At 64.3% G+C, this 24,913-nt stretch carries 21 protein-coding genes, 2 other RNA genes and 2 pseudogenes; 20 read left to right on the top strand and 5 right to left on the bottom strand.

Features of this window, described 5'->3' with window-relative positions:
• Positions 1-12: 12 nt before the first annotated feature.
• Both NYR97_RS17145 and NYR97_RS17140 read right to left on the bottom strand, forming a co-directional pair.
• Complete coding sequence (locus NYR97_RS17145) at positions 13-984, bottom strand: FKBP-type peptidyl-prolyl cis-trans isomerase (protein WP_205391856.1); 972 nt, start codon at positions 982-984, stop codon at positions 13-15.
• Positions 985-1,072: 88 nt separating this feature from the next.
• A complete protein-coding gene (locus tag NYR97_RS17140; RefSeq protein ID WP_316694884.1) occupies positions 1,073-1,630 on the bottom strand; it encodes a glutathione peroxidase in 558 nt (185 codons plus the stop codon).
• Positions 1,631-1,764: 134 nt separating this feature from the next.
• On the opposite strand from NYR97_RS17140, the gene NYR97_RS17135 reads away from it, so the two are divergent.
• The 7 genes from NYR97_RS17135 to NYR97_RS17105 all read left to right on the top strand — a co-directional run bounded on the left by NYR97_RS17135 (position 1,765) and on the right by NYR97_RS17105 (position 6,270).
• On the top strand, positions 1,765-2,013 hold the full coding sequence (locus tag NYR97_RS17135) for a hypothetical protein (RefSeq protein WP_205391858.1): 249 nt from the start codon (positions 1,765-1,767) through the stop codon (positions 2,011-2,013).
• Positions 2,014-2,015: 2 nt separating this feature from the next.
• A complete protein-coding gene (locus NYR97_RS17130; protein ID WP_316694882.1) occupies positions 2,016-2,378 on the top strand; it encodes a GntR family transcriptional regulator in 363 nt (120 codons plus the stop codon).
• Complete coding sequence (locus tag NYR97_RS17125) at positions 2,375-3,250, top strand: ABC transporter ATP-binding protein (protein WP_316694881.1); 876 nt, start codon at positions 2,375-2,377, stop codon at positions 3,248-3,250. The genes NYR97_RS17130 and NYR97_RS17125 overlap by 4 nt, the downstream gene beginning before the upstream one ends.
• On the top strand, positions 3,247-4,233 hold the full coding sequence (locus NYR97_RS17120) for an ABC transporter permease (RefSeq protein ID WP_316694880.1): 987 nt from the start codon (positions 3,247-3,249) through the stop codon (positions 4,231-4,233). The genes NYR97_RS17125 and NYR97_RS17120 overlap by 4 nt, the downstream gene beginning before the upstream one ends.
• A gap of 14 nt (positions 4,234-4,247) precedes the next feature.
• The gene (locus tag NYR97_RS17115; RefSeq protein ID WP_316694879.1) at positions 4,248-5,078 is read left to right on the top strand and encodes a DUF4097 family beta strand repeat-containing protein; all 831 of its coding nucleotides are present in this window, start codon (positions 4,248-4,250) and stop codon (positions 5,076-5,078) included.
• 32 nt (positions 5,079-5,110) lie between these two features.
• Positions 5,111-5,641, top strand: a complete 531-nt coding sequence (locus NYR97_RS17110) for a DUF2884 family protein (RefSeq protein WP_316694877.1) — start codon at positions 5,111-5,113, stop codon at positions 5,639-5,641.
• A 206-nt stretch (positions 5,642-5,847) separates the two neighbouring features.
• Positions 5,848-6,270: a hypothetical protein gene (locus NYR97_RS17105; protein ID WP_205391863.1), complete on the top strand. Its 423-nt coding sequence runs from the start codon at positions 5,848-5,850 to the stop codon at positions 6,268-6,270.
• 129 nt (positions 6,271-6,399) lie between these two features.
• Here the strand turns inward: NYR97_RS17105 and NYR97_RS17100 are convergent, their stop codons facing one another.
• Complete coding sequence (locus NYR97_RS17100; protein WP_316694875.1) at positions 6,400-7,806, bottom strand: class II fumarate hydratase; 1,407 nt, start codon at positions 7,804-7,806, stop codon at positions 6,400-6,402.
• A 266-nt stretch (positions 7,807-8,072) separates the two neighbouring features.
• On the opposite strand from NYR97_RS17100, the gene NYR97_RS17095 reads away from it, so the two are divergent.
• The 11 genes and pseudogenes from NYR97_RS17095 to NYR97_RS17045 form a co-directional block, all read left to right on the top strand.
• Positions 8,073-9,419: a hemolysin family protein gene (locus tag NYR97_RS17095; protein ID WP_316694872.1), complete on the top strand. Its 1,347-nt coding sequence runs from the start codon at positions 8,073-8,075 to the stop codon at positions 9,417-9,419.
• A 36-nt stretch (positions 9,420-9,455) separates the two neighbouring features.
• The gene (gene purB, locus NYR97_RS17090) at positions 9,456-10,823 is read left to right on the top strand and encodes an adenylosuccinate lyase (protein ID WP_316694870.1); all 1,368 of its coding nucleotides are present in this window, start codon (positions 9,456-9,458) and stop codon (positions 10,821-10,823) included.
• A gap of 78 nt (positions 10,824-10,901) precedes the next feature.
• Positions 10,902-11,516, top strand: coding sequence for a DUF3060 domain-containing protein (locus tag NYR97_RS17085; RefSeq protein WP_316694868.1), 615 nt, complete (start codon positions 10,902-10,904; stop codon positions 11,514-11,516).
• A gap of 60 nt (positions 11,517-11,576) precedes the next feature.
• A non-coding RNA gene (locus NYR97_RS17080) (sX9 sRNA) lies at positions 11,577-11,652 on the top strand.
• Positions 11,653-11,843: 191 nt separating this feature from the next.
• Positions 11,844-13,346 (top strand): ribosomal protein uL16 3-hydroxylase, encoded by a 1,503-nt coding sequence (locus NYR97_RS17075; RefSeq protein WP_316694866.1) that lies wholly within the window; start codon positions 11,844-11,846, stop codon positions 13,344-13,346.
• Entirely contained in the window at positions 13,343-14,275 is a 933-nt protein-coding gene (locus tag NYR97_RS17070; protein ID WP_316694865.1) for a GNAT family N-acetyltransferase, read from the top strand. The genes NYR97_RS17075 and NYR97_RS17070 overlap by 4 nt, the downstream gene beginning before the upstream one ends.
• A 181-nt stretch (positions 14,276-14,456) precedes the next feature.
• On the top strand, positions 14,457-17,285 hold the full coding sequence (locus tag NYR97_RS17065; RefSeq protein WP_316694863.1) for a 2-oxoglutarate dehydrogenase E1 component: 2,829 nt from the start codon (positions 14,457-14,459) through the stop codon (positions 17,283-17,285).
• 42 nt (positions 17,286-17,327) lie between these two features.
• Positions 17,328-18,536 carry a dihydrolipoyllysine-residue succinyltransferase gene (gene sucB / locus NYR97_RS17060; RefSeq protein ID WP_316694861.1) on the top strand — a complete coding sequence of 403 codons (1,209 nt, stop codon included), beginning with the start codon at positions 17,328-17,330 and terminating at the stop codon, positions 18,534-18,536.
• A 146-nt stretch (positions 18,537-18,682) separates the two neighbouring features.
• Entirely contained in the window at positions 18,683-20,119 is a 1,437-nt protein-coding gene (gene lpdA / locus NYR97_RS17055) for a dihydrolipoyl dehydrogenase (protein WP_316694860.1), read from the top strand.
• 145 nt (positions 20,120-20,264) lie between these two features.
• Positions 20,265-20,858: an LOG family protein gene (locus NYR97_RS17050; RefSeq protein WP_006449471.1), complete on the top strand. Its 594-nt coding sequence runs from the start codon at positions 20,265-20,267 to the stop codon at positions 20,856-20,858.
• A gap of 131 nt (positions 20,859-20,989) precedes the next feature.
• A pseudogene (locus NYR97_RS17045) lies at positions 20,990-21,550 on the top strand (IMPACT family protein); the annotation flags it as partial.
• 5 nt (positions 21,551-21,555) lie between these two features.
• Here NYR97_RS17045 and NYR97_RS17040 read toward each other — a convergent pair.
• Both NYR97_RS17040 and NYR97_RS17035 read right to left on the bottom strand, forming a co-directional pair.
• A non-coding RNA gene (locus NYR97_RS17040) (sX9 sRNA) lies at positions 21,556-21,632 on the bottom strand.
• Positions 21,633-21,758: 126 nt separating this feature from the next.
• Positions 21,759-22,832 (bottom strand): S66 peptidase family protein, encoded by a 1,074-nt coding sequence (locus NYR97_RS17035; RefSeq protein WP_316694858.1) that lies wholly within the window; start codon positions 22,830-22,832, stop codon positions 21,759-21,761.
• Positions 22,833-23,044: 212 nt separating this feature from the next.
• Here NYR97_RS17035 and NYR97_RS17030 point away from each other — a divergent pair.
• Positions 23,045-23,110 (top strand): annotated as a pseudogene (locus tag NYR97_RS17030) (IMPACT family protein); the annotation flags it as partial.
• The gene (locus NYR97_RS17025) at positions 23,107-24,876 is read left to right on the top strand and encodes an ABC transporter transmembrane domain-containing protein (protein ID WP_316694857.1); all 1,770 of its coding nucleotides are present in this window, start codon (positions 23,107-23,109) and stop codon (positions 24,874-24,876) included. The pseudogene NYR97_RS17030 and the gene NYR97_RS17025, both read left to right, overlap by 4 nt.
• Positions 24,877-24,913 lie beyond the last annotated feature (37 nt).

The raw sequence follows: 24,913 nt of genomic DNA, 5'->3' as shown, positions 1-24,913 counted from the left end.
TCCTGTGGGGGATCAGGGAAGGATACCCATCAGTTCGACATCGAACGTCAACGTTGCGTCTGGTCCGATCGGCCCCCCCTGCGTGCCGTTCGGGCCATAGGCCAAGTTGGATGGAATCCAGAAACGATATTTCGAACCGACCGGCATCAACGCAACGCCTTCGGTCCAACCTGCAATGACTTGATTCAGACCGAACTCGGCCGGCTGGCCGCGCTGGTAGGAACTGTCGAACACCTGCCCGTTGAGCAGCTTGCCTTCGTAGTTCACGCGCACTGTGTTGGTGGGCATCGGACGCTCGCCGCTACCCTGGCGCAACACCGTGTACTGCAAGCCCGAGGCCGTGGTGATCACGCCTTTTTCGGTCTTGTTCTTGGCCAGGAACGCATTGCCTTCTTCGCGATTCTTGGCACCGGCAGCGCCCTGCTTGGCAGAGGCAAAGGCCTGCATCGTCGCTGCGGCTTCCTGCTGGGTCAGACGCGTGGTGCCCTTGGCGAACACGGTGCGCACGGCCTCGATCAGGATCGACAGATCGATCTCGTCCTTGATGCCGGCCAACGACGGGCCCACGGCGCGATCGCCCAGCATCAGGCCGACGTTTTCCTTGGACGGCGCTGCAGGCGCGCTACCCGGCGCCATGCCCGGAACCTGCTGGCCGTTACGCGCCGCCAGCGCGGTGCGCAATGCGGTGTCGGTGGCCTGGGTCTGCTCGTCGGACAACAGCGGCTTGCCGCCCTTGAATGCATTTTCGATGGCGCGTTGCAGTGCGCTTACATCGATGTCCTGGGCAATCGGCTCGAACGAGCGCGCCACATCCATACCGATGGCGTAGCTGACGTTGTCGCGGGTGCTCTTCTCAGACGATGCATTCACAACTGGCTTCTCCTTGGTGGCCGCTGCGGCCGGTTGCTGCGACATCGCCGGCATCGATGCCGACAGTGCCACCATCAGTAGCGACGCCGCCGCGCCGCGCTTTCCCATCTTCATTCGATGCACTTCCCGAAAGTGAAAAGACACGCCGACGCCGGCGCTGAATGCGCATTGTCGCATGCGCGCGGCGTTGCGCGTACCGCGCTCAGCGCGACGGCGCCTTGAGCTCGCGTTCGATGGCCGCCAGCACGCTCGGATCGTCCGGTTTGATCTTGCTGGGGAACTGCGCCACCACGCGTCCATCGCGACCGATCAAATACTTATGGAAGTTCCAACCGGGCGCTACGCCCGTAGCCTGCGTCAAGCGCTGATACAACGGCGTGGCCTGCGCACCCAGCACATGCACCTTCTCAAACATCGGGAACTTGACGCCATAGGTCAGCGTGCAGAATTCCTGGATCTGCTTCTCAGATCCCGGTTCCTGCCCCTGGAAATCGTTGGACGGGAAGCCCAGCACCGAAAAGCCGCGACTGCCGAAGCGCTGGTTCAGCGCCTCCAGCCCTTCGTATTGCGGCGTATAGCCGCACTTGCTGGCGGTGTTGACCACCATCAGGACCTTGCCGCCGTAGGTACGGTTCAGGTTGATCGGCGCCTTGCCGGCCAGCGGCCGGTAGTCCAGATCCAGCACCGGCGCACCGGCAGCCAGCGCCGACGCGGAAAAAAAGCCAGCAAAAACAACGATCAGCAACCGGTTGAGCAACATGCGCGATCCCCTTGAATAGGTTCCGGCTCCTCGCAGATGCGGAGTGCCATCAGTTGGGTATGACAGGCAGTTGACTGCCTGCGTGTCGGTGTTATAGTTGAATACAACACCAGTCATCCAACGCAGGGGAAAGCATGAACAGCACACGCTTCACGCGACCAGCTCCATTGCTGCTGTTCGGCAGCGCCCTGTTCGTCATTGGTTGCCTGGGAGCCGCTTCCAGTCAGGTCACGGAGTCCGGCGCCGATTATGGCGTGTCGGAGGCGGTTACGGAAAACGCGACAACTCCCCCCGAGGCGCGCACCCGGCCCAGCCGGCATCTGCGCGCTTCGCTGTCGATGCCCTATTTCTCCTTCGCGCAGGTCCTGCGTCCACGGAGTTGACCATGAACGACATCCAATGGAGCGACGGCGCTCCCATCTATCGCCAACTCAAGGAACGGGTGGTTGCCATGATGCTCGATGGAATCCTCAAGCCTGGCGACGCCCTGCCCTCGGTGCGGCAAGTGGCGGCCGATTACCAACTCAACCCCATCACCGTCTCGCGCGCCTATCAAGAGCTGGCCGACGAGAACCTGGTGGAGAAACGCCGCGGCCTGGGCATGTTCATGACCCCGGAAGCCGCACAGAAATTGCGCGGCAGCGAACGCGAGCGTTTCCTGAATGAAGAATGGCCCGCGGTGCTGGAACGCATCCAGCGCCTGGGACTGTCCATCGACGATCTGTTGCCACAGGGAAAAACACCATGACCGCCGTCTCTTCCGACCATGTGGTCGACGCACGTGGCCTGCGCAAGGCCTACAAGCATCGGCTCGCGCTGGACAACACCAGCTTCACCATCGCTGCCGGGCGCATCGTGGGATTGATCGGCCCCAACGGCGCCGGCAAGACCACCGCGCTCAAGGCAGTGCTGGGGCTGACCGATTTCGACGGCGAGTTGCGCGTGCTCGGCATGGATCCGCGCACCCAGCGCAACGCCCTGATGAACGAGGTCTGCTTCATCGCCGACGTGGCGGTGCTGCCGCGCTGGCTGCGGGTTGGCGAGGCGATCGATTTCGTTGCCGGCGTGCATCCGCGCTTCGATCGCGCCAAGTGCGAGCGCTTTTTGGCCAATACGCAGCTCAACCGCAAATCGCGGGTGCGCGAGTTGTCCAAGGGCATGATCGTGCAGCTGCATCTGGCGCTGGTGATGGCCATCGACGCGCGCATCCTGGTGCTGGACGAGCCCACGCTGGGCCTGGACATCCTGTATCGCAAGCAGTTCTACCAGCGCCTGCTGGAAGACTATTTCGATGAGCAAAAAACCATCATCGTCACCACCCACCAGGTGGAAGAGATCGAACACATCCTCACCGATGTGATGTTCATCCGCGACGGCCGCATCGTGCTGACCGCCGACATGGAGAACGTGGCCGGGCGCTACACCGAAGTGCTGGTCAATGCCGAGCATCTCGAGGCTGCCAGAGCCATGAAACCGATCGACGAGCGCAGCCTGCCGTTCGGCAAGACCGTGATGCTGTTCGATGGCGTGCCGAAAGAGCAGCTCGCCCGCTTTGGCGAAACCCGCAATCCCGGCCTTGCCGACCTGTTCGTTGCGGTCATGAAGGGGACCTACGCATGAATGCACTCACCCACCAAGCATCTCCCGCACGTACGTTCGGCTGGCTGCTGAAACGCGAATACTGGGAACACCGTGGCGGCTTCGTCTGGGCGCAGATCATCACTGGCGGCATCGCGGTGTTCTTCGCACTGCTGGGCGCGGTGATCGGGGCGATCAGTGCACGCCGCAACATGATCGGCGACAGCATGACGATGTCGGACCTGGCCGAGTACACCCGCACCCTCGGCCAGGTCGGCGATGGCCTGCTGCTCGCCGGCATCGGCATCGCCTCGGTGGTACTGGCATTCGTGGTGTTCTTCTATGCACTGGGCAGCCTGTACGACGACCGCCGCGACCGCAGCGTGCTGTTCTGGAAATCGCTGCCGGTGTCGGATGTGCAGACGGTGCTGTCCAAGGCCGCCTGGGCGCTGTTGCTGGCGCCGCTGATCGCCATCGCGATCGGCGTACTGGTCGGCCTGGCGCTGTGGTTGATCGCCATCGGCGGCGCGTTGATCGCCGGGGTGCCCAATCCGTGGGGATTGGCCACCCACTCGCATCCGTTCTCGTTGTTATGGCTGATGCTGCAGACCGTGCCGATGAGCTTGCTGTGGTCGCTGCCGACCGTGGGCTGGCTGATGTTCTGCTCGGCCTGGGCCACCAGCAAGCCGTTCCTGTGGGCGGTGCTGTTTCCGCTGCTGGCCTGCGTGATGCTGAGCATCCTTTCGGCAATGCCGGGCGTATCGCTGCCGATCGGCTGGATCTGGTACATCGTCGGCTACCGCGGCCTGCTCAGCGCCCTGCCCGGCACCTGGTCGCCGCTTGCAGTCAGCGGCAACCTCGATAGCAGCGCGATGCAGAACCCCAGCGATCTGCTGCAGTGGGTGCTGCAGCACACCGATAGCAGGCTGGTCTACGGCAACCCCGACATCTGGATCGGCGCTGCCATCGGCGTGGTGCTGATCGCCGCCTCCATCTATCTGCGCCGTCGGCGCTCCGAAGCCTGAGTAAAGGACACCCCATGCGTTCGCACCTGCATCTGAGTCTGGCCATCTTGTTCGCGTTGCCCGGCGCTGCGTTTGCCCAGGAGCAATGCAAATTCTCCGAGCCGCGCAACCTGGAGCTGAAACTGAGCGGAGTGAGGTCGGTGTTGTTCGAGGTCGCCTCCAACGATCTGCATCTGGACGCCTCGCCGGGCAGTAGCGGGCATCTGAGCGGCCGCGCCTGCGCTGCACGCGCCGATCTGCTCAACGGCCTGACCGTCACCCAGAAGCGCGTCGGCGACAAGTTGGTGGTGACGCTGGACGACGACCGCAGCATGCGCATCTCCGTCGGCGACAGTTACGCGTACCTGGATCTGCGCGGCAGCGTGCCCGACACGCTGCTGGTGCAATTCGACGTGGGTTCCGGCGATGCGGAGATCTCCGGTGCGGCAGCGGTCAGTGCCGACGTCGGCTCTGGCGACATGGCGATTCGTCGCACCAAGGGCCGCGTCACCGCCAAGGTCGGCTCCGGCGACATCGAGCTGGAAGACATGGGCGCGTTGCGTGTCTTGGCAGTGGGCTCGGGCGACCTCAAGGCCACGCGCGTGCGTGGCGCAGCAGAGGTCGGCAAGGTCGGCTCGGGCGACGTCAAACTGCGCGGCGTTGCCGGCAACGTCAAGCTCGGCACGATCGGCTCCGGCGATGTCGACATCGACGATGTGCAAGGCGATGTGGGCGTGGACGCGGTCAACTCCGGCGCACTGAGCGTGCGCAAGGTGCGCGGCAACGTCAGCGTGGCGCGCAAGGGCAGCGGCGATATCGACGTCAGCGATGTCACCGGCAGCACGCGCGTGCCAACCGACAACTGATCACTCATTGAGGATTTGAGGGGAAACTATTGATGAAACTGTTGATGACCGCAGTATTGGCGAGCGCGTTATTGGTCGGTTGCGGCAAGTCCGAACCCAAGGTCATTGTGTCGGGCCAGGCCAGCGGGAGTGGCGTGACCTTCAATGGCAAGAGTGTGACGCTCAAGCGCGATGGTCTGCCTGCGGCCACCATCGCAGTGGATGGCGCGCTCAGCATCGATGGCAAGCCGGTGGCCTTGAACGATGCGCAGCAGCAGGCCATGCGCAGCTTCTACACGCAGATTCAGGGCGTGGCCGAAAAAGGCATCGACATCGGCACCCAAGGTGCAGCGTTCGGCGCGCATGCGGCGGGCGAAGCGCTCAAGGCCGTGCTCAGCGGCAATACCGAGCAGATTGGCGACAAGATCGAAGCCCAGGCGGAAACCTTCAAGCACAAGGCCATGCAGATCTGCGATCAGCTGGCCAAGCTGCGCGCCGCGCAGGACGCCGCTGCGCAACTGGTGCCGGCGTTTGCGCCCTACTCCACCCTCACGCAACACGACGTCGACGACTGCCGCAAGTAAGTGCGGCCGTGACAACCGCTGCGTCGTCGTTGGCAGGCGCAGCGGCTTTCCGAATCGGATGGAGCGCATACCCATGCCGATTCCTGCACGCGAGTTGAGCGCCACCTGGCCTGCGACATTTTGTCAGCCATGCCATGCGGCCCAGGCCCGGATCGCCTGACCGGGGCGGGATTACACTAGTGCGCTCCACTCAACCCATCGACCCCATGAACAAGTTCGTGATGCTCTGCATGGCGCTGCTGCTGTGCACCCTGGCCGCATGTGGCGACCAGTCGTCCCGTCGCGCCGAACGCGGCAAGCCGCGCGTTGCGATCACCACCCAATCGGTAATGATCCGCCGCCCACCGGCCGCCAATGCGGAAATCACCCCGGACGGCACACTCAAGATCGACGACATTGCGCTACCGCAGAAAGAGCCGACGCGCGCCAAGCTGCAGCTGTTGTTCGGGCATCTGCAGATGCTGCGTCAGCAGGCGGTCAACGAGGCCGGCGCGGACCCGGAATACAAGTCGATCAAGCTGACGGTCACGCCGGACATCCAGAAGATCAGCGGCGAATTACTCAATGAAATCCCGTCGCTGCAGCCGTATCGCGAGAGCTTCGGCAACGTGCAGGCCGAGCGGCACTGAGTAGCGAAGCTGCGCGAAGACCGCAGATTCGCAAGAACCTTGCGTAGGAGCGCACTTGTGCGCGACGGGGCCTTATCGATAACGCCCCATCGCGCACAAGTGCGCTCCTACACACACACGCTGCAGTGATCAGCCACCGCTTCCACTGCTGCCGGCCTGGATGCCGCCCAGCGTCAGCGCGGCCGGATCCAGCAAACGCCGCAGATCCGCTTCGCTGAGCCCGCTGTCTTCCATGGCCACGTCCAGCACCGGGCGCTGCTCCTTGTAGGCACGCTTGGCGATCGCGGCGGCCTTCTCGTAGCCGATGATCGGATTGAGCGCAGTGACCAGGATCGGATTGCGATCCAGCGCCTCGCGCACGCGTTCCTGACGCACTTTCAGCCCGGCGATTGCGGTATCGGCCAGCAGACGCGACACATTGCCCAGCAGGGTGATCGAATCCAGCAGGTTGTAGGCGATCAGCGGCAGGGTCACATTCAACTGGAAGTTGCCAGTCTGCCCGGCCACGGTAATCGCGGTGTGGTGGCCAATGACCTGCGCGCACGCCATCACGGTGGCTTCGGGAATCACCGGGTTGACCTTGCCCGGCATGATCGAGCTACCCGGCTGCAGCGCAGGCAATTCGATCTCGCCCAGCCCCGCCAATGGGCCGGCATTCATCCAGCGCAAATCATTGGCGATCTTGATCAAGGCCACCGCCAGCGCATTGAGCTGACCGGACAGTTCCACCGCATCGTCCTGCGCGGCCAGGCCCTCGAACTTGTTGTCGGCACTCTCGAACTTGAATTTGCTCAGGCTCGACAAGGCCTTGGCCACCTTGCCGCCGAAACGCGGATCGGCATTGATGCCGGTGCCGATCGCAGTACCGCCGAGCGGCAGGCGCCGCAAACGCTTGAGCGCGTCGTCGATGCGATCCTGCGCCGAACTCAACTGCGCCGACCATGCGCCGAACTCCTGGCCGAAGGTCAGCGGCATCGCATCCATCAGATGCGTGCGCCCGGTCTTGACCACCTTGCTCAGACCCTTTGCGCGTTTGTCGATGGTCTTGCGCAGATGCTTGAGCGCGGGCTGCAAGTGCTCCTGCACCGCAAGCAATGCAGACACGCGGATGGCAGTCGGGATCACGTCGTTGGAACTCTGCCCCAGATTGACGTGATCGTTGGGATGCACCGCGTCCTTGCCGGCGCGCGTGGCCAACGTGGCGATCACCTCGTTGGCATTCATGTTGGAAGAGGTGCCCGAGCCGGTCTGATAGACATCGATCGGAAATTGCGCGTCATGCGTGCCCTCGGCCACCTGCAAGGCGGCGTCCTGCACCGTCTTGGCAATCGACTTGGGCAGCAATCCCAGCTCGGCATTGACACCGGCGGCGGCGGCCTTGATCAGGCCCAGCGCGCGGATGAAACCACGCGGCATCGGTTGACCCGATACCGGAAAATTCTGCACGGCACGCTGGGTCTGCGCGCCCCACAATGCATCGGCGGGCACCTGCAATTGCCCCATGCTGTCGTGTTCGGTCCTGAAACGTTCGCTCATCTGCACTCTCCGCACATCGTTGGATTTGTGGTCAAGGAAGGCTGGCAGCGGGCGTACCCGGGCTGGCGAGGCTGCCTACGATACTCGCTCGCAGCGTTGCGGCCATGTCGTCGCAAGCCGTGGGCTAGACTGCCCATTGATCAATACGAGGTACCACGCCGCCATGGGCGACGACCCTGACTGTAGAAGCGCAGCACCTGCGCCTTTCTCTTTTGCATACCGCAGCATTGCGCAAGCGCAGCAACTAACACCTCGACCTATCGTCGATGCACAGCCCGCAGGCGTACGCCATGCTCGGTAATGTGCTGCTGCTGTTGGTGGCATTGTTGCTGGTGCTGTTGAATGGCTTCTTCGTTGCCGCCGAATTCGCGCTGGTCAAACTGCGCCACACCCAAGCGGTGGGCCTGGCGCAGAACAACGGTTGGCGCGGGCGTTTGCTGCTCGGGGTGCATGCGCATCTGGATGCGTATCTGTCGGCCTGCCAGCTCGGTATTACCTTGGCCTCGCTCGGCTTGGGCTGGGTTGGCGAACCTGCGTTTGCGCATCTGCTGCAGCCGCTGTTCGACCTGCTTGGTCTGTCGCCGGAAGCGGCGCAATTCGCCGCATTGGCCATTGCCTTCAGCCTGATTTCGTTTTTGCACATCGTGCTGGGCGAACTGGCGCCCAAGACCATGGCCATTCGCCGTCCGGAGCTGATGTCGCTGTGGACCGCCGCGCCGCTCTACGTCTTTTACTGGGCCATGTATCCGGCGATCTGGGTGCTCAATACCAGCGCCAATCGGCTGCTGCGCGTACTCGGCTGGGGGGAGGTGGAACATCAGTCGCATCGCTATTCGCGCGAGGAACTGATGCTCATCGTCGGCCGCCAGGACCCCAACGCGGCCACGCCCGATCACGGCCTGGCCTTGATGAGTCATGCGCTGGAACTGCCCGACCTGGTCGCCGGCGACCTGATGCGCCCGCGCGAGCACATGCGCAGCCTGCGCGAAGGCATGACGCTGGAATCGGTGCTGGCCGAGTTCAGCGAGACACGCTACAGCCGCTACCCGTGGTTCGATGCCGAGGGCGAGCAGGTCTTGGGCATCCTGCATACCAAGGACCTGCTGGTGGCGATGGCGCGCGGCCAGGATCTGGACGATCTGCGCCCGCTGCTGCGCCCGGCCACGCTGCTGACCCTGGAAACCCCGATCCCCAGCGCACTGGAGCAGTTCCGCACCGGCACCACCCATCTGGCGCTGTGCGTAGAGGACCAGGGCCGCATCCTGGGCTTCTTCACCCTGGAAGACCTGCTGGAAGTGGTGGTCGGCGAGATCGAGGACGAGCATCGCCACGTGGTGCGCGATGCGCCGATCCGTAGCCAGGACGGCTCGCTGCTGGTGGCCGGCAGCACCTCGATCTTCCGCCTGGAACGCCTGCTCGGCCGGGATCTGAGCGCGCCGGACCACGTCAATTCGGTCGGCGGCCTGATCGTGCACAGGCTGCAGCGGCTGCCGGAAGAAGGCGAAACCCTGCAGCTGGACGGCCACGCGCTGACCGTGCGGCGGATGGACGGTCACCGGATCCAGGCGGTCACCGTCCGCCCGATCGGCGAAGCGAGCACCGGGGCGGCGTAGAATACCCACCCCCGCCAGCCTCCCAGTGCCCTGCCCATGTCGGATTCCGCCCTGCTCGCCCTGTCCCCGCTCGACGGCCGCTACGCTTCCAAAGTGGATGCGCTGCGCCCGATCTTCTCCGAATACGGCCTGATCAGGGCGCGGGTCAAGGTCGAGATCGAATGGCTGCTGGCACTGGCCGCCGAGCCGGGCATCGCCGAGCTGGCGCCGTTCTCGGCCGCTGCCACGCAGACCCTGCGCCGTCTGGCCGACGACTTCAGCGTGAGCGATGCCGCACGCGTCAAGCAGATCGAGCGCACCACCAACCACGACGTCAAGGCGGTGGAGTACTTCATCAAGGAACAGCTCAAGGACGATGCCGAGCTGGGCCCGGCGCTGGAATTCGTGCATTTCGCCTGCACCAGCGAGGACATCAACAACCTCAGCTACGGCCTGATGCTGGAGCAGGCGCGCCGCGAGGTGCTGCTGCCGACGCTGGACGGCATCACCGCCACGCTGCGCAACCTCGCCCATGCCCAAGCCGGCCAGCCGATGCTCTCGCGCACGCATGGCCAGACCGCCTCGCCCACCACGCTGGGCAAGGAAATCGCCAACGTGGTCGCGCGCCTGGAGCGTCAGCGCAAGCAGATCGCCGCGGTGGAACTGACCGGCAAGATCAATGGCGCGGTGGGCAACTACAACGCGCACCTGGTGTCGTACCCGGAGCTGGACTGGGCCGCATTCGCGCAGCGCTTCGTCGAAAGCCTGGGCCTGGTGTTCAACCCCTATACCACCCAGATCGAGCCGCACGACAACGTGGCCGAAATCGGCGATGCCAGCCGTCGCGTCAACACCATCCTGATCGATCTGTCGCGCGACATTTGGGGCTACATCTCGCTGGGCTACTTCAAGCAGAAACTCAAGGAAGGCGAAGTCGGCTCCTCGACCATGCCGCACAAGGTTAACCCGATCGACTTCGAAAATGCCGAAGGCAATTTCGGCATTGCCAATGCGCTGTTCGAGCATTTTTCCGCCAAGCTGCCGATCAGCCGCTGGCAGCGCGATCTCACCGACTCCACCGTGCTGCGCGCGCTCGGCACCGCGTTCGGCCACACCCAGGTCGCGCTGGATTCGCTGGCCAAGGGCCTGGGCAAGCTGACCGTCAATCCCGAGCGCCTGGATGCCGATCTGGACGCCGCCTGGGAAGTGCTGGCCGAGGCCGTGCAGACCGTGATGCGTCGCCACGGCCTGCCCAACCCGTACGAGCAGCTCAAGGCACTTACCCGCGGCCAGGGCATCACCGCCGCCTCGATGCAGGCGTTTGTGGAAAGCCTGCAGTTGCCGGAAGAAGACAAGCAGCGTTTGCGCGCATTGACACCCGGCGCCTACACAGGTCTTGCCGAACAGCTGGCGCGCGCCATCTGACCTGACTGCCGCACCCGATCTGGCCGCATTGCGGCGACCCGCATCATTGCGTCGTATCCAGCTGTCAGGAGTATTGCCATGGCATTGCGCTCGCTGCTGTATGTGTCCCTGCTCGCGTTGGTGGCCTGCGGAAAGCAAGCCGCTCCCGAGTCCGCTGCTGCCGCGCCGCAAGCGCCGGCCACCACGTCGATCGCACCGGTTCCATCGGTTCCATCGGTGCCTTCCGTACCATCGGTCCCGAGCATGGACGGTGCCACCCAGGTCGCCAGCACGGGCGAGCGGCCGACGCTGATGGTCACCTCGACCAGCGGCACGGTCAGCTGCGACGGGCATAACGTCGACCTGACCGGACAGAACGCCAATCTGACCTTCAAGGGCGATTGCGGCACGATCGCGGTGCTGGGTGCGCATGCGATCGTCCAGATCGAGCGCGCCGAAGCGGTGCGCATCGTTGGCGAGGCTGCCCAGGTCACTCTGGCCAGCGATGCCAAGACCGTCGAGCTATTCGGCCGCAAATCCACACTCAAGGCCGGACGCATCGGCACGCTGCGGGTGCCTGGCGACGACAATCAGGTGCAGGCGCAGGCGATCGCTGCAGCCACGCTGCACGGCCGTGGCAACCGCATCACCCAGCAGTCCGGCACTGCGGTCGTCAACGATTACGGTAGCGATAACCAGCTCTCCACCCGCTAAGAGAGGCTAACAAGACGACGCTCACCGCCGTGCCAGACGCCGCCGGTGCTCGAACTCACCAAGCACCAAGCGTACGCATCGGTTGCCCAGCCCTGCCCACACCCACCTGGCAACGGCTCATTCCGCTTTGTTAGCCACCCTAAGCCGTCGACGCCCGCAAACATCTGGCGCGACCAGCGCATCCCCGGCCATGCCTGCGTGGTCGGGACGTGCACTGAACCCTTACTGCGACGCTCGCCGGCAAGGCATCGCGCAGCGGGCTGGGCGACAATAGGCCACTTCGCCGGCCGTACAGCGCCGGCTTTTCCCAGTCGGACCCGTCACACCATGAAAAAGACCCCCGCAAAAAAGACCGTCACCAAGAAGGGCGCGCCGCTGCCTTTCGAGATCCATGCCAGCCGCGACCAGCCGCTGGGCATGCCGGTCGAGCGCTTCCTTCGCCACTACTGGCACAAGCACCCGCTGTTGATCCGTAACGCGTTCCCGGACTTCCAGTCGCCGCTGCAGCCCGAAGATCTGGCCGGCCTGGCCTGCGAAGACGGCGTGCTGGCGCGACTGATCAGTCACGACCGCGCCACCGACGACTGGAAGGTGCGCACCGGCCCGTTCCAGGAAACCGACTTCCCCGGCCTGCCCGACCACGACTGGACCTTGCTGGTGCAGGACGTGGACAAGTGGGACGCCGACGTACGCGCCTTGCTGGAGCAGTTCCGCTTCCTGCCGCGCTGGCGTATCGACGACATCATGATCAGCTTCGCCGCCACCGGCGGCTCCGTCGGCGCGCATGTCGACCATTACGACGTGTTCCTGCTGCAGGGCCAGGGCCACCGCCGCTGGCAGATCGACGCGCGTGCGCAGCAGGGCCGCAAGGCCGCGCCGCTGGCGTTCCGCGACGATGTCGAGCTCAAGCTGCTCAGCACCTTCAAGCCCACCCACGACTGGGTGCTGGGCCCGGGCGACATGCTGTACCTGCCGCCGCTGGTGCCGCACCACGGCGTGGCCGAAGACGCCTGCCTGACCTTCTCCATCGGCACCCGCGCGCCGTCCTCGGCCGAGCTGATCGGCGACTATCTGGACACCTTGATCGCCGACGCCGACGAGGCCGTGCGCTATCACGACGAAGACCTCAAAGTGCCCGCCGATCCTTACGAGATCGATGTCACCGCGATGAACCGCGTGGTCGAAGCGCTCAACGCGCTGCGCATGAACGACCCCGATCGCCTGGGTGACTGGTTCGGCCGCTTCATGACCACTTACCGCGCCTCCGGCGACGTGGTACCGGCGCCAGAACCCATCCCGCGCGAGGCGGTCGAGCAGGCGCTGGAAGAAGGCGTACTGCTGCATCGCCATCCCTGGTCGCGACTGGCCTGGCGGCGTGCCAAGCGTGGCGCCACGCTGTTCTGCAGCGGGCTGGAATTTGCGTTGTCGGCCAAGGACGCCGCGCGCCTGGCGGCCGCCGAAGAAATCGACGGCGCGCTGTATGCGCAGTTGTCGGTGCGCGGCCGCGAGGTGGTGCTGGAACTGCTGGCGCAGGGCCATTATCAGCGCGCCCACGAGGAGAACGACGACGACTTCGAGGACATCGAAGACGATCAGGCACACGCACTGAGCCTGTCGGCCGACCACGACGATGCCGAGACCGACACGCAGGATGCGGACGAGGAGATCGACGCGGAGGCCGACGTCGAGCAGGTCGCAGACGCCGCAGACGGCCCGGCCGAAGCCGGTGACGCCGGGCAAGGCGAAGACACCGCTCAGAGCGACGACGACGAGGCATCGGACGCTGGCGACGACGCTGGCGACACCGACGCGTCGCCCAAGCGCGCATGAACCACCACGCCAGGCCGCAGACCGTTTCGCTGGATCCGGCGCTCGACGCCGCGGCCCTGCGTGCGCTGCGCCTGGCGTGCACCACCGGCACCGCTGGCACCACCAGCGATGCCGAATGGGACGCACTGGATCCCCTCAGCCTGCAATTGGCCATGCGCACCGACGACGGCCAGCTGATCGCTGCGGTGCGGCTCACACCCGACCGACGCATCGACCGGCTCGGCGTGCTCCCCGACTGGCGCCGCCGTGGTATTGCCGACCAATTGCTTACAGCCGCAGTCGACACCGCCCGCCAACGCGGCTGGCCCGGCCTGCGCGCACGCGTCAACCCACCTGCCGAGGCGGTGTTCGCACGCCTCGGCTTTCTGCCCGAAGCCTCCTGCGAATGTCGTCCTGATCGCGCCTTCGATACGGAGGGCGCAGCAGGTACTGCCCTGCACCGCCGCCTCGACGGCCCGATGGCAGTCGAGAATCTGAGCGCAGCCCTGGCTGCCACCACCGGCCTGCTGTGCGCGGCGCGCCGTCAGGTGCTGATCTACACGCGCGCACTGGATCCGCCGCTGTTCGACAACGTTGCGGCACTCGATGCGCTGCGTCGCTTCGCCACCGCCCGGCATGACAAACGCGTGCATGTCCTGGTGCAGGACACCGCAAGCGCCAACGCCAGTGGCAGCGCGATGTTGCGGCTGGCCCAGCGCCTGCCCAGCGTGTTTCGCTTCCGTGCGGTCAGCGATCCGGTCGATGGCAGCTACGCGTCGGCCTATGTCGTGGGCGATGACGCCTACTACTTTCGTCCAACAGGCCACCGCTTCGACGACGGCGAAACCTGGCTGTCGGGCGCCGCGCGCAGTCGTCAGCTGGAGCGCGAATTCGCGCAGATATGGGAGCGCAGCGCGCTTTGGAGCGAACCGCGCGCGCTCGGCATCTGACGCCGCAGCGCCCTTCGCACGTAGGTGCGAGGCCGGTCGACCTACCCGTCCGGTCAGCTCGCAGACGCCCTGTCATTAGCGCAAGGGGGTATAATTTTTCGAGATTTGATACCGACCGATAGGGCATCTTGCCCTGCCGCTTCCGCACAATCATCCCTCACAGCAGACCCGACTTACCATCGTGGATAATCTCCTAAAGCAGTTCGCACAGTCATCGCAGCTCGCCGGCGGCAACGCCGCCTATATCGAGGATCTGTACGAGCAGTACCTCGTCGCCCCGGACAGTGTCGATCCGAAGTGGAAGAGCTATTTCGACGACTTCAAAGGTCGCGATGCGGGGGATGTGCCGCACTCGGCCGCCATCGCCCACATCCTCACTGCCTCCAAGCAGGCAGCCAATGCCGGAACCGGCGCGGGTGCCAGTGACGAGCGCGAGCGCAACGTCGGCCGCCTGATCACCGCCTACCGGGCGCGTGGTCACCTCGGCGCGCAGCTCGACCCGCTCGGCCTCACCCCGCCGGTCAATCCGCCCGATCTGGACCTGCCGTTCCACAGCCTGTCGCAGGCGGACATGGACAGCGAATTCAGCACCGGCGGTGTCGGTGGCCAGCCGCGGATGAAGCTGAAGGACCTGCTGGCCCGCCTGAAGGCGACCTACGCCAGCACCATCGGCGCGGAGTTCATGCACATCCAGGAATTCGACCAGCGCCAGTGGATCTACAAGCGCCTGGAAGATGCCGGCGGCAAGATCGCCGGCGACGCGGCCAGCCGCAAGCGCGCGCTGGAGCGGCTCACCGCCGCCGAAGGCCTGGAGCGCTACCTGCACACCAAGTACGTCGGTCAGAAGCGCTTCTCGCTGGAAGGCGGCGATGCGCTGATCCCGATGATGGACGAGATCATTCGCCAGTCCGGCAACGATCAGGTCAAGGACATCGTGATCGGCATGGCCCATCGCGGCCGCCTCAACGTGCTGGTCAATACGCTGGGCAAGAACCCGCGCAAGCTGTTCGACGAGTTCGAAGGCAAGTTCGAGCACGCCCACGACGACCGCGCGCACACCGGCGATGTCAAGTACCACATGGGCTTCTCGGCCGACATCGCCGTTGGCACCGACAAGCAGGTGCATCTGGCGCTGGCGTTCAACCCCTCGCATCTGGAAATCGTCGACCCGGTCGTGGTCGGCAGTGTGCGTTCGCGTCAGGAACGCTTCGGCGATGCCGAGCGCAAGACCGTGCTGCCGATCCTGATCCACGGCGATGCCGCATTCGCCGGCCAGGGCGTGGTGATGGAGCTGTTCCAGATGTCGCAGGCGCGCGGTTTCGCCGTTGGCGGCACCGTGCACATCGTCATCAACAACCAGATCGGCTTCACCACCAGCGCCCGCGACGACGCCCGTTCCACGCTGTACTGCACCGACGTGGCCAAGATGATCGGCGCGCCGGTCTTCCACGTGAACGGCGACGACCCGGACGCGGTGATGTTCGTGTCCAAGCTGGCCTATGAGTTCCGCCAGCAGTTCAAGAAGGACGTGGTCATCGACCTGGTCTGCTACCGCCGCTGGGGCCATAACGAGGCCGACGAACCGGCAGCGACCCAGCCGGTGATGTACCAGACCATCCGCAAGCACAAGACCACCCGCGAGCTGTACGCCGCCAAGCTGGAAAGCGACGGCGTGCTGAGCGCCGACGAGGCCAAGGCGCTGGTTGACGGTTACCGCAACAAGCTCGATTCGGGCGAATACACCACCGAACTGGCCACGCGCAAGCCGGACGAATTCGCCATCGACTGGTCTAAGTATCTGGTCGGCACCGCGGCCGATCCGGTCGACACCCGCGTCAAGCGCGAGCAGCTGGACCGCCTGGCCAAGCTGATCACCACGATTCCGGAAGGCGTCGAGCTGCACGCACGTGTGGCCAAGATCTACGACGATCGCGTCAAGATGGCCGCCGGTCAGCAGGCCGGCGACTGGGGCTTTGCCGAAAATCTGGCCTACGCAACGCTGCTGGCCGAAGGCCACAAGCTGCGCCTGGTCGGCCAGGACGCCGGTCGCGGCACGTTCTTCCACCGTCACGCGATCCTGCATGACCAGAAGAGCGACAGCTATTACATGCCGCTGCGCCAGTTGGTGGAAAATCCCGAAGACGCCACCGTGATCGACTCGCTGCTCAGCGAAGAAGCGGTGATGGGTTTCGAATACGGCTACTCCACCACCGACCCGAACGCACTGTGCGTGTGGGAAGCGCAGTTCGGCGACTTCGCCAATGGCGCGCAGGTGGTGATCGACCAGTTCATCGCCGCCGGCGAAGCCAAGTGGGGCCGCATCGCGGGCCTGTCGCTGTTCCTGCCGCACGGCTACGAAGGCCAGGGCCCGGAGCACAGCTCCGCGCGTCTGGAGCGCTTCCTGCAGCTGTGCGCGCTGGAGAACATGCTGGTGTGCGTGCCGACTACCCCGGCGCAGTGTTTCCACATGATCCGCCGCCAGATGCGCATGACCACCCGCAAGCCGCTGGTGGTCATGACGCCCAAGTCGCTGCTGCGCCACAAGCTGGCGGTGTCGAGCCTGGAAGAACTGGCCGAGGGCGAGTTCCAGCACCTGATTCCCGATGCCAAGGCCGACGCCGGCAAGGTCAAGCGCGTGGTGCTGTGCTCGGGCAAGGTCTATTACGACCTGCTCGAAGACCAAACCAAGCGTGGCCAGGACGACGTCGCCATCCTGCGCGTGGAGCAGCTGTATCCGTTCCCGCGTGCGCAGCTGGCCGCCGAGCTCAAGGCCTATGCCAACGCCACCGATGTGGTGTGGTGTCAGGAAGAACCGCAGAACCAGGGTGCGTGGTACCAGATTCGCCACCATCTGAACTTCTGCCTGACCGGCGCTCAGAGCCTGCATTACGCCGGCCGTGCCCGCTCGCCCTCGCCTGCCGCCGGCCACATGGCCGACCACATCGTCGAACAGCAGAAGCTGGTCGCCGATGCGCTCCTCAATCCGTTCAACGACCAAGTCGCTGAATAACTCCTCTTCCCCAAAGAACGCACACACTAGGACGCTCCCCGAATGGCCACCGAAGTCAAAGTTCCGGTACTGCCCGAATCCGTTTCCGACGCCACCATCGCCAGCTGGCACAAGAAGGCCGGCGAAGCGGTCAAGCGCGACGAGAATCTGGTCGACCTGGAAACCGACAAGGTCGTGTTGGAAGTTCCTTCGCCCGTCGACGGCGTGCTGAAGGAAATCAAGTTCGAAGCCGGCAGCACGGTCACCAGCAACCAGATCCTGGCGATCATCGAAGAAGGCGCGGTGGCTGCGGCCGCACCGGCCGACGAGAAGAAGGCTGAGGCACCGGCACCTGCCGCTGCTGCGCCGGCCGCCGCTCCGGCAGCTGCCGCCGCACCTGCGCCTGCTTCCAAGTCCTCTGCAGATGCCCTGCCGCCGGGTGCGCGTTTTGCCGCGATCACCCAGGGCGTGGACCCGGCGCAGGTCGACGGCACCGGCCGTCGTGGCGCGGTGACCAAGGAAGACATCGTCAACTTCGCCAAGGCCGGCGGCGTGGGCAAGGCGTCCGGCGCCCGTCCGGAAGAGCGCGTGGCGATGACCCGCGTGCGCAAGACCATCGCCAAGCGTCTGATGGAGTCCAAGAACTCCACCGCGATGCTGACCACCTTCAACGAGGTCAATCTCGCCAAGGTGTCGTCCGCGCGCAAGGAACTGCAGGACGAATTCCAGAAGGCACACGGCATCAAGCTCGGTTTCATGAGCTTCTTCGTCAAGGCCGCCGCCAACGCGCTGCAGCGCTTCCCGCTGGTCAATGCCTCGATCGACGGCGACGACATCATCTATCACGGCTACAGCGACATCTCGATCGCGGTATCGACCGAGAAGGGCTTGGTCACGCCAGTGCTGCGTAACGTCGAGCGCCAGTCGTTCGCTGAAGTCGAACAGGGCATCGCCGACTACGCCGCCAAGGCGCGCGCCGGCAAGCTGGGCCTGGACGACCTGCAGGGCGGCACCTTCACCATCACCAACGGCGGCACCTTCGGCTCGCTGCTGTCCACCCCGATCATCAACCCGCCGCAGAGTGCCATCCTGGGCATGCACGCGATCAAGGAACGTCCGATCGCCGAGAACGGCCAGGTCGTGATCGCGCCGATGATGTATCTGGCGCTGTCCTACGACCACCGCATCATCGACGGCAAGGATTCGGTGCAGTTCCTGGTGGACATCAAGAACCAGCTGGAAAACCCGGGCCGGATGTTGTTCGGTCTGTAAGAGCCGGGAATCGGGAATGGAGAGTCGGGAATGGGACAAGCGCCCATCGACCACTCCATTCCCGCCTGGACCTGGATGGGGCGCGACAGGCGCGTGCGCTGTTGCGATTCCCCATTCCCTATTCCCCATTCCCGTGAGCAAATGAAATGAGCGAACAATTCGACGTCGTCGTCATCGGTGCCGGTCCGGCCGGTTATCACGCCGCCATCCGCGCGGCCCAGCTGGGCATGAAGGTCGCCTGCATCGACGCGGCACTCGGCAAGGACGGCAAGCCCGCCCTGGGCGGGACTTGCCTGCGCGTGGGCTGCATTCCTTCCAAGGCGCTGCTGGATTCCTCGCGCCAGTTCTGGAACATGGGCCATCTGTTCGGCGACCACGGCATCAGCTTCAACGATGCCAAGATGGACGTGCCCACCATGATCGGCCGCAAGGACAAGATCGTGAAACAGTTCACCGGCGGCATCGCGATGCTGTTCAAGGCGAACAAGATCACCCCGTACTACGGCTTCGGCCAGTTGCTGCCGGGCAACATCGTCAAGGTCGCCCAGCACGAAGGCGGCGAGATCGAGCTCAAGGGCACCAATGTGATCCTGGCGCCGGGCTCGGAGTCGATCGAGCTGCCGTTCGCCAAGTTCGAAGGCGACACCATCGTCGACAACGTCGGCGGCCTGGACTTCACCGCCGTGCCCAAGCGCATGGCCGTGATCGGCGCCGGCGTGATCGGCCTGGAACTGGGAAGCGTGTGGAAGCGTCTGGGCGCCGAGGTCACCATCCTCGAAGCGCTGCCGGACTTCCTGGCGCTGGCCGATGCAGAAGTCGCCAAGACCGCCTTGAAGGAATTCAAGAAGCAGGGCCTGGACATCAAGCTCGGCGCCAAGGTCAGCAAGACCGAGATCACCGGCAGCGGCGATGCCAAGCAGGTGGTGGTCAGCTACACCGACGCCGCCGGCGAGCAGACCCTCACCGTGGACAAGTTGCTAGTGGCCGTGGGCCGCAAGGCTGCGACCAAGAATCTGCTGGCCGACGGTACCGGCGTCAAGCTCAACGAGCGTGGCCAGATCGAAGTGGACGCGCATTGCCACACCGGTGTGGATGGCGTGTGGGCGGTCGGCGACTGCGTGCGCGGCCCGATGCTGGCGCACAAGGGCTTCGAAGAAGGCATTGCGGTGGCCGAACTGATCGCCGGCCTGCCCGGTCATGTCAACTTCGACACCATTCCGTGGGTCATCTACACTGAGCCGGAGATTGCCTGGGTCGGCAAGACCGAGCAACAGTTGAAGGCCGAAGGCGTCGCCTACAAGGCCGGCAGCTTCCCGTTCGCGGCGATCGGCCGTGCGGTGGCCATGGGCGAGCCGGCCGGCTTCGTCAAGGTGATCGCCGATGCCGAAACCGACCGCGTGCTGGGCATGCATCTGGTGGGTGTGGGCGTGTCCGAGCTGGTGCACGAAGGTGTGCTGACGATGGAATTCAACGGCTCGGCCGACGATCTGGCCCGCATCTGCCACGCGCATCCGACGCTGTCCGAAGCGATCCACGATGCCGCAATGGCAGTGAGCAAGCGCGCGATTCATAAGTCTAACTGACCGGGAATCGGGAGTGGGGAATCGCAAGAGCGTTCCCATCATCTCACTCTTCACGCTGACGCCGGACCTAGGTCCGGCGTCATGCGTTCCGGCTTTTGTTTCTGCTTTTACCCATTCCCAATTCCCTACTCCCGATTCTCATCCCATGAAAAGCATCTGCGTCTACTGCGGTTCCAATGCCGGCAACAAACCCGCCTACGCCGAGCGCGCCACTGCGCTGGGTCAGCGCATCGCCGAGCAGGGCTTGCGCCTGGTCTATGGCGGCGGCAACGTCGGCTTGATGGGCACGGTAGCCAATGCGGTGCTGGCGGCGGGCGGCGAAGTCACCGGGGTGATTCCGCAGCAGTTGGCCGATTGGGAAGTGGCGCATCGCGGGCTGACCACGCTGGAAATCGTCGGCTCCATGCATGAGCGCAAGATGCGCATGTTCGAGCTGTCCGATGCCTTTGTCGCCCTGCCCGGCGGCTTCGGCACCATGGAAGAGATCTTCGAGATGCTGACCTGGCGCCAGCTGGGCATCGGCAACAAGCCCTGCGCGTTCCTGGATATCGAAGGTTTTTATGCCCCGTTGATCGGCATGATCGATCGCATGGTGGAAGAGCGCTTCCTGCATCCGGACCAGCGCACCGATCTGTGGTACGGCAACGATCTGGCGCAGATGCTGGAGTGGATGCAGCACTACACGCCGGCGCAGGCATCCAAGTGGATCGACGAGAAGCGCCGCTCCACACTGGTGTAATCGACTGCTGTCATTGACCGGTGTGATCGTGCTGCACGAGGTGCGTCGTGCAACCGCCTGTGCGCGCAAGCTGCCAGCTTGCAACCGTAGTCACACTGGCCTCAGCGTCCGGCATGACCGGCTCGCATAGAATGGCGACGATGCTCGATACCCTCGCCGCTGACGCGCACCACCGCCTGGACATCAAGCACAGTCGCTTTCTGGCCAACGCTGCTGCATTGGAATCGCCCGCGCAGGCGCTGGGGATCGTGCAGCGCGTGTCTGTTGCAGATGTCACCCACAACTGCTGGGCGTACCGGTTTGGGCAGGAGTACCGCTCCAGCGACGACGGCGAGCCCAGCGGCACTGCCGGGCGGCCGATCCTGGCCGCCATCGATGGCCAGGGCTTTGATCGCGTGGTGGTGGTGGTCACGCGTTGGTACGGCGGCATCGAGCTCGGCGCCGGTGGATTGGTGCGCGCCTACGGCGGGACGGCGGCGGAATGCTTGCGTATGGCCTCACGTCGTGCGTTGGTGACGGTGCGCGTATTTGAACTGCACTGCCGGTTCGACGATCTTGGCGTGGTGCACGCCACGAAACTCAACGAGCGTTTCGATACAACTGGTGCCCTGCTGGACATCTGCATATCGGCTGATCAACTTCTCGGCTTGAAAGATCGCCTGCGCAATGCGACAGGCAATCAGGCTCGACTAATAGCGGCTGACACACCTTAGCGAGCAGTCGTCAGGGCGGCGCGGGCGGCGCGCTCAGAACCGGAGTGTACGAGTGGTACATGCCGGATTCCGAGTACCGGCCGCGCCCGCCTAGCGGTGAGCGCAGTCGTTTTGTCAGCCGCTCAAAGTCCCGTGGAAACAGGCTGACATCACAGCCGCCGTGCGGGTTGTGTGCACCTGGCTGCTGCTAGACCACTGCCTCGCTCAGTAAACGGATGGCACCTTGCGCGGTATCTAGCAACACCGTGGCTCCCAGCGGCAATGCAAGATTGGGATCGACGTGGCCACTTGACCAATTGACCATAACCGGAATCTTAAGCGGCAAAAAAAACTCATTGAATAACGCGTTGGCCATACTGGAGGGCGTGGCCGCCGGAGTTTCGCCGGCGATCACAAACCTGCCTAACAACAGCCCTCTGATAGAGCGCAGCTTGCCAGCCAACCGTAATTGCGTGAGAAGACGATCCAGCCGAGGCAGTGCGATCTCGGTGTCTTCGATAAACAGGATGGCATCCGTGGAGTCCATCTCGTAGGGCGTACCGAGGGTACTGCAAAGCAGCGACAGGTTACCTCCCACCAGCCGACCCTGTGCAGTTCCATCGACAAGCGTGGCGGCCGGGTACATCGGAGGGGAACGAATCCAGGCGCCCGATGACAGGCGTCCGGACAGCAGATCAAGGATGAGCGAAGCAGTTGGTGGAAGCTTTTCTGGTACCAGGTCGGAAACCAGCATGGGACCGTGAAATGTCACCATACCAGCATGTTGCTGTAGCGCGATGTGCAACGCGGTGATATCGCTATAGCCAATGAATGGCTTGGGATTGGCGCCTATCAGCGCGTAGTCGAGCTTATCGAGTAAGCGCGTGGCACCAAAACCACCACGCAGACACCAGACTGCCTTTATTTCGTTGGAGAGAAAGGCATAGTGGATATCATCTACACGCGCACTGTCGGTTCCAGCCAGATAATCGAACGGAGGCGCCAGCTTCTCCATTGCCGAAGGCATGATCTCCACGGAAAACCCGTGTACCCGAAGCCACTCGGCTGCCTTTTCCACATCGCTTGAGGGGGAAGACGGTGCAACGATGGCGACCTTGTCACCGGCTTTGAGCGCAGGTACAGGACGATGCGGGCCTTGTGCAGCATGGGCCTGTACTCCCCGCGCGCCTTCGCGCGCAAGTGCAGGAAGTCCGAGCGACGCCAGCATCAGCGCCGCGCCGCCACTGGCGGCCCCAAAAAATTCTCGCCTGGACGTGTTCATCTGCAGTATTTCCATTTCTTTCTAGTTATCTAGTTATAACTTGGCGGGTGCTACCTTTAAAGGCCAATACCGAAGTTGCAGTGCTTTTAGAGAACCGATGCCTTTGAGGCAGGGAACTCTTCTCATTGCCCGCGCTGCATCACACATCCTGATGCAACCGTGTACTGGTTCTTTACACTTGGCCTGTAAACACAGCTAGGCTCCGCACACGCTTGAAAACCCGCCTGTGCGACGCCACTCGCAACCGTGTCCACCTCTCAACACCGGAAGCCGCATGAATCAGCCAGCCGCCGCCAGGCCCAACCCATTGCGGAAGCTCGGCAGCCTGCGCACCTTGTGGCCGTTCGTACAACGCCAGCGCGGGTTGTTCGCCGCCTGGTTGATCGCGCTGGCAGTGTCTTCGGCCGCCACGCTGAGCCTGCCGGCAGCGGTCAAGCAGATGATCGACCACGGTTTCTCCGGCGGTTCGCAGATCAATCAGGCCTTCGCGCTGTTGTTTGCGGTGGCGGTGGTGCTGGCACTGGCAACGGCCGCGCGCTTTTACTTCGTCGCGTTGCTGGGCGAAAAAGTCGTCGCCGATCTGCGTGGCCGGTTGTATGCGCATCTGATCGGGCTGGACGCCGGCTTTCATGATCGCAGCCGCAGCGGCGAGCTGGTCTCGCGCCTGTCGGCCGACAGCGAGCTGCTGCGTGGGGTGATCGGCACCACCATGTCGGTGGCCTTGCGCAGCTCGGTGACAGTGATCGGCAGCATGGTGATGCTGTTCGTCACCAGCCCGCGGCTGGCCGGGTTCACACTGATCGGCATCCCGCTGGCGGTGCTGCCGATCGTGCTGGGCGCACGCCGCCTGCAGAAGATCTCGCGCGCGAGCCAGGACCGTGTGGCCGACGCCAACACGCTGGCCGCCGAAACGCTGGGCGCCGTGCGCACCGTGCAGGCGCATGCGCGTGAAGGCTACGAAAGCCACCGTTTCAGCCAGGCCTTGTTGGCGGCGATCGAAACCGCGCGGCTGCGCATCCGCACCCAGGCCACTGTGACTGCGGTGGCAATCATGCTGATCTTCGGGGCGATCGTCGGGGTGCTGTGGCTGGGTGCGCACGATGTGATCGGCGAGCGCATGACGCCCGGCACGCTGGGGCAATTCGTGTTGTACGCGTTGATCGGCGGTGGTTCGGTCGGCGCATTGGCCGAGGTCTGGAACGAGTTGCAGCGCGCGGCCGGCGGCATGGGCCGCGTTGGCGAATTGCTCGACGAACAACCGGCCATCGTCGCACCGGCCACGCCGCAGCCATTGCCGCAGCCGCTGCGCGGTGCGATCCATTTCGATCAGGTGGTGTTTCATTATCCGCAGCGCCCCGATGCGCCTGCCCTGGATCACTTCGATCTGCATGTCCTTCCGGGCGAAACCGTGGCGCTGGTCGGGCCCTCCGGCGCCGGCAAGAGCACGGTGCTGTCGATGTTGCTGCGCTTCCACGACCCTGTCAGCGGCAAGCTGCGCATCGACGATGTGGATCTGCGCGACACCGACCCGGTGCTGCTGCGCGAACGCATTGCCTTGGTGCCGCAGCAACCCACGCTGTTTGCCGCCAGCGCCGCCGACAACATCCGCTATGGGCGCCTGGAAGCGAGCGATGCGCAAGTGGAGGCCGCTGCCGTTGCCGCCGAAGCTGATGTCTTCATCCGCGCCCTGCCCCAGGGCTATGCCAGCGAACTCGGGGAACGCGGCGCACGCCTGTCCGGCGGCCAGCAGCAGCGTGTGGCGATCGCGCGTGCATTGCTCAAGGACGCGCCGATCCTGCTGCTGGACGAGGCCACCAGCGCGCTGGACGCGCAAAGCGAGCGTGCCGTGCAGCAGGCGCTGGACCGGCTGATGGAAGGCCGCACCACGCTGGTCATCGCCCATCGCCTGGCCACCGTACTCAAGGCCGACCGCATCGTGGTGATGGATGCCGGCCGCATCGTCGCACAGGGCACGCATGCGCAATTGATTGCCGAAGGCGGCCTGTATGCAGAGCTGGCGCGGCTGCAGTTCATCGATCAGTGACGCCCTGGATGCGCTGTTGCCTGAGTGACATGGCGGC

The sequence above is a fragment of the Xanthomonas hydrangeae genome (genome assembly GCF_032697525.1).
Taxonomy (GTDB): domain Bacteria; phylum Pseudomonadota; class Gammaproteobacteria; order Xanthomonadales; family Xanthomonadaceae; genus Xanthomonas; species Xanthomonas hydrangeae.
The sequence above is the reverse complement of the archived record's forward strand: the minus strand, read 5'-3'. Positions and strand labels throughout refer to the sequence as shown.

Bases quoted from the DNA above. Each gene is read 5' to 3' on its own strand.
- NYR97_RS17145 (WP_205391856.1), bottom strand. From the start codon at position 984: ATGAAGATGGGAAAGCGCGGCGCGGCGGCGTCGCTACTGATGGTGGCA.
- NYR97_RS17140 (WP_316694884.1), bottom strand. From the start codon at position 1,630: ATGTTGCTCAACCGGTTGCTGATCGTTGTTTTTGCTGGCTTTTTTTCC.
- NYR97_RS17135 (WP_205391858.1), top strand. From the start codon at position 1,765: ATGAACAGCACACGCTTCACGCGACCAGCTCCATTGCTGCTGTTCGGC.
- NYR97_RS17130 (WP_316694882.1), top strand. From the start codon at position 2,016: ATGAACGACATCCAATGGAGCGACGGCGCTCCCATCTATCGCCAACTC.
- NYR97_RS17125 (WP_316694881.1), top strand. From the start codon at position 2,375: ATGACCGCCGTCTCTTCCGACCATGTGGTCGACGCACGTGGCCTGCGC.
- NYR97_RS17120 (WP_316694880.1), top strand. From the start codon at position 3,247: ATGAATGCACTCACCCACCAAGCATCTCCCGCACGTACGTTCGGCTGG.
- NYR97_RS17115 (WP_316694879.1), top strand. From the start codon at position 4,248: ATGCGTTCGCACCTGCATCTGAGTCTGGCCATCTTGTTCGCGTTGCCC.
- NYR97_RS17110 (WP_316694877.1), top strand. From the start codon at position 5,111: ATGAAACTGTTGATGACCGCAGTATTGGCGAGCGCGTTATTGGTCGGT.
- NYR97_RS17105 (WP_205391863.1), top strand. From the start codon at position 5,848: ATGAACAAGTTCGTGATGCTCTGCATGGCGCTGCTGCTGTGCACCCTG.
- NYR97_RS17100 (WP_316694875.1), bottom strand. From the start codon at position 7,806: ATGAGCGAACGTTTCAGGACCGAACACGACAGCATGGGGCAATTGCAG.
- NYR97_RS17095 (WP_316694872.1), top strand. From the start codon at position 8,073: ATGCACAGCCCGCAGGCGTACGCCATGCTCGGTAATGTGCTGCTGCTG.
- purB (WP_316694870.1), top strand. From the start codon at position 9,456: ATGTCGGATTCCGCCCTGCTCGCCCTGTCCCCGCTCGACGGCCGCTAC.
- NYR97_RS17085 (WP_316694868.1), top strand. From the start codon at position 10,902: ATGGCATTGCGCTCGCTGCTGTATGTGTCCCTGCTCGCGTTGGTGGCC.
- NYR97_RS17075 (WP_316694866.1), top strand. From the start codon at position 11,844: ATGAAAAAGACCCCCGCAAAAAAGACCGTCACCAAGAAGGGCGCGCCG.
- NYR97_RS17070 (WP_316694865.1), top strand. From the start codon at position 13,343: ATGAACCACCACGCCAGGCCGCAGACCGTTTCGCTGGATCCGGCGCTC.
- sucB (WP_316694861.1), top strand. From the start codon at position 17,328: ATGGCCACCGAAGTCAAAGTTCCGGTACTGCCCGAATCCGTTTCCGAC.
- lpdA (WP_316694860.1), top strand. From the start codon at position 18,683: ATGAGCGAACAATTCGACGTCGTCGTCATCGGTGCCGGTCCGGCCGGT.
- NYR97_RS17050 (WP_006449471.1), top strand. From the start codon at position 20,265: ATGAAAAGCATCTGCGTCTACTGCGGTTCCAATGCCGGCAACAAACCC.
- NYR97_RS17035 (WP_316694858.1), bottom strand. From the start codon at position 22,832: ATGAACACGTCCAGGCGAGAATTTTTTGGGGCCGCCAGTGGCGGCGCG.
- NYR97_RS17025 (WP_316694857.1), top strand. From the start codon at position 23,107: ATGAATCAGCCAGCCGCCGCCAGGCCCAACCCATTGCGGAAGCTCGGC.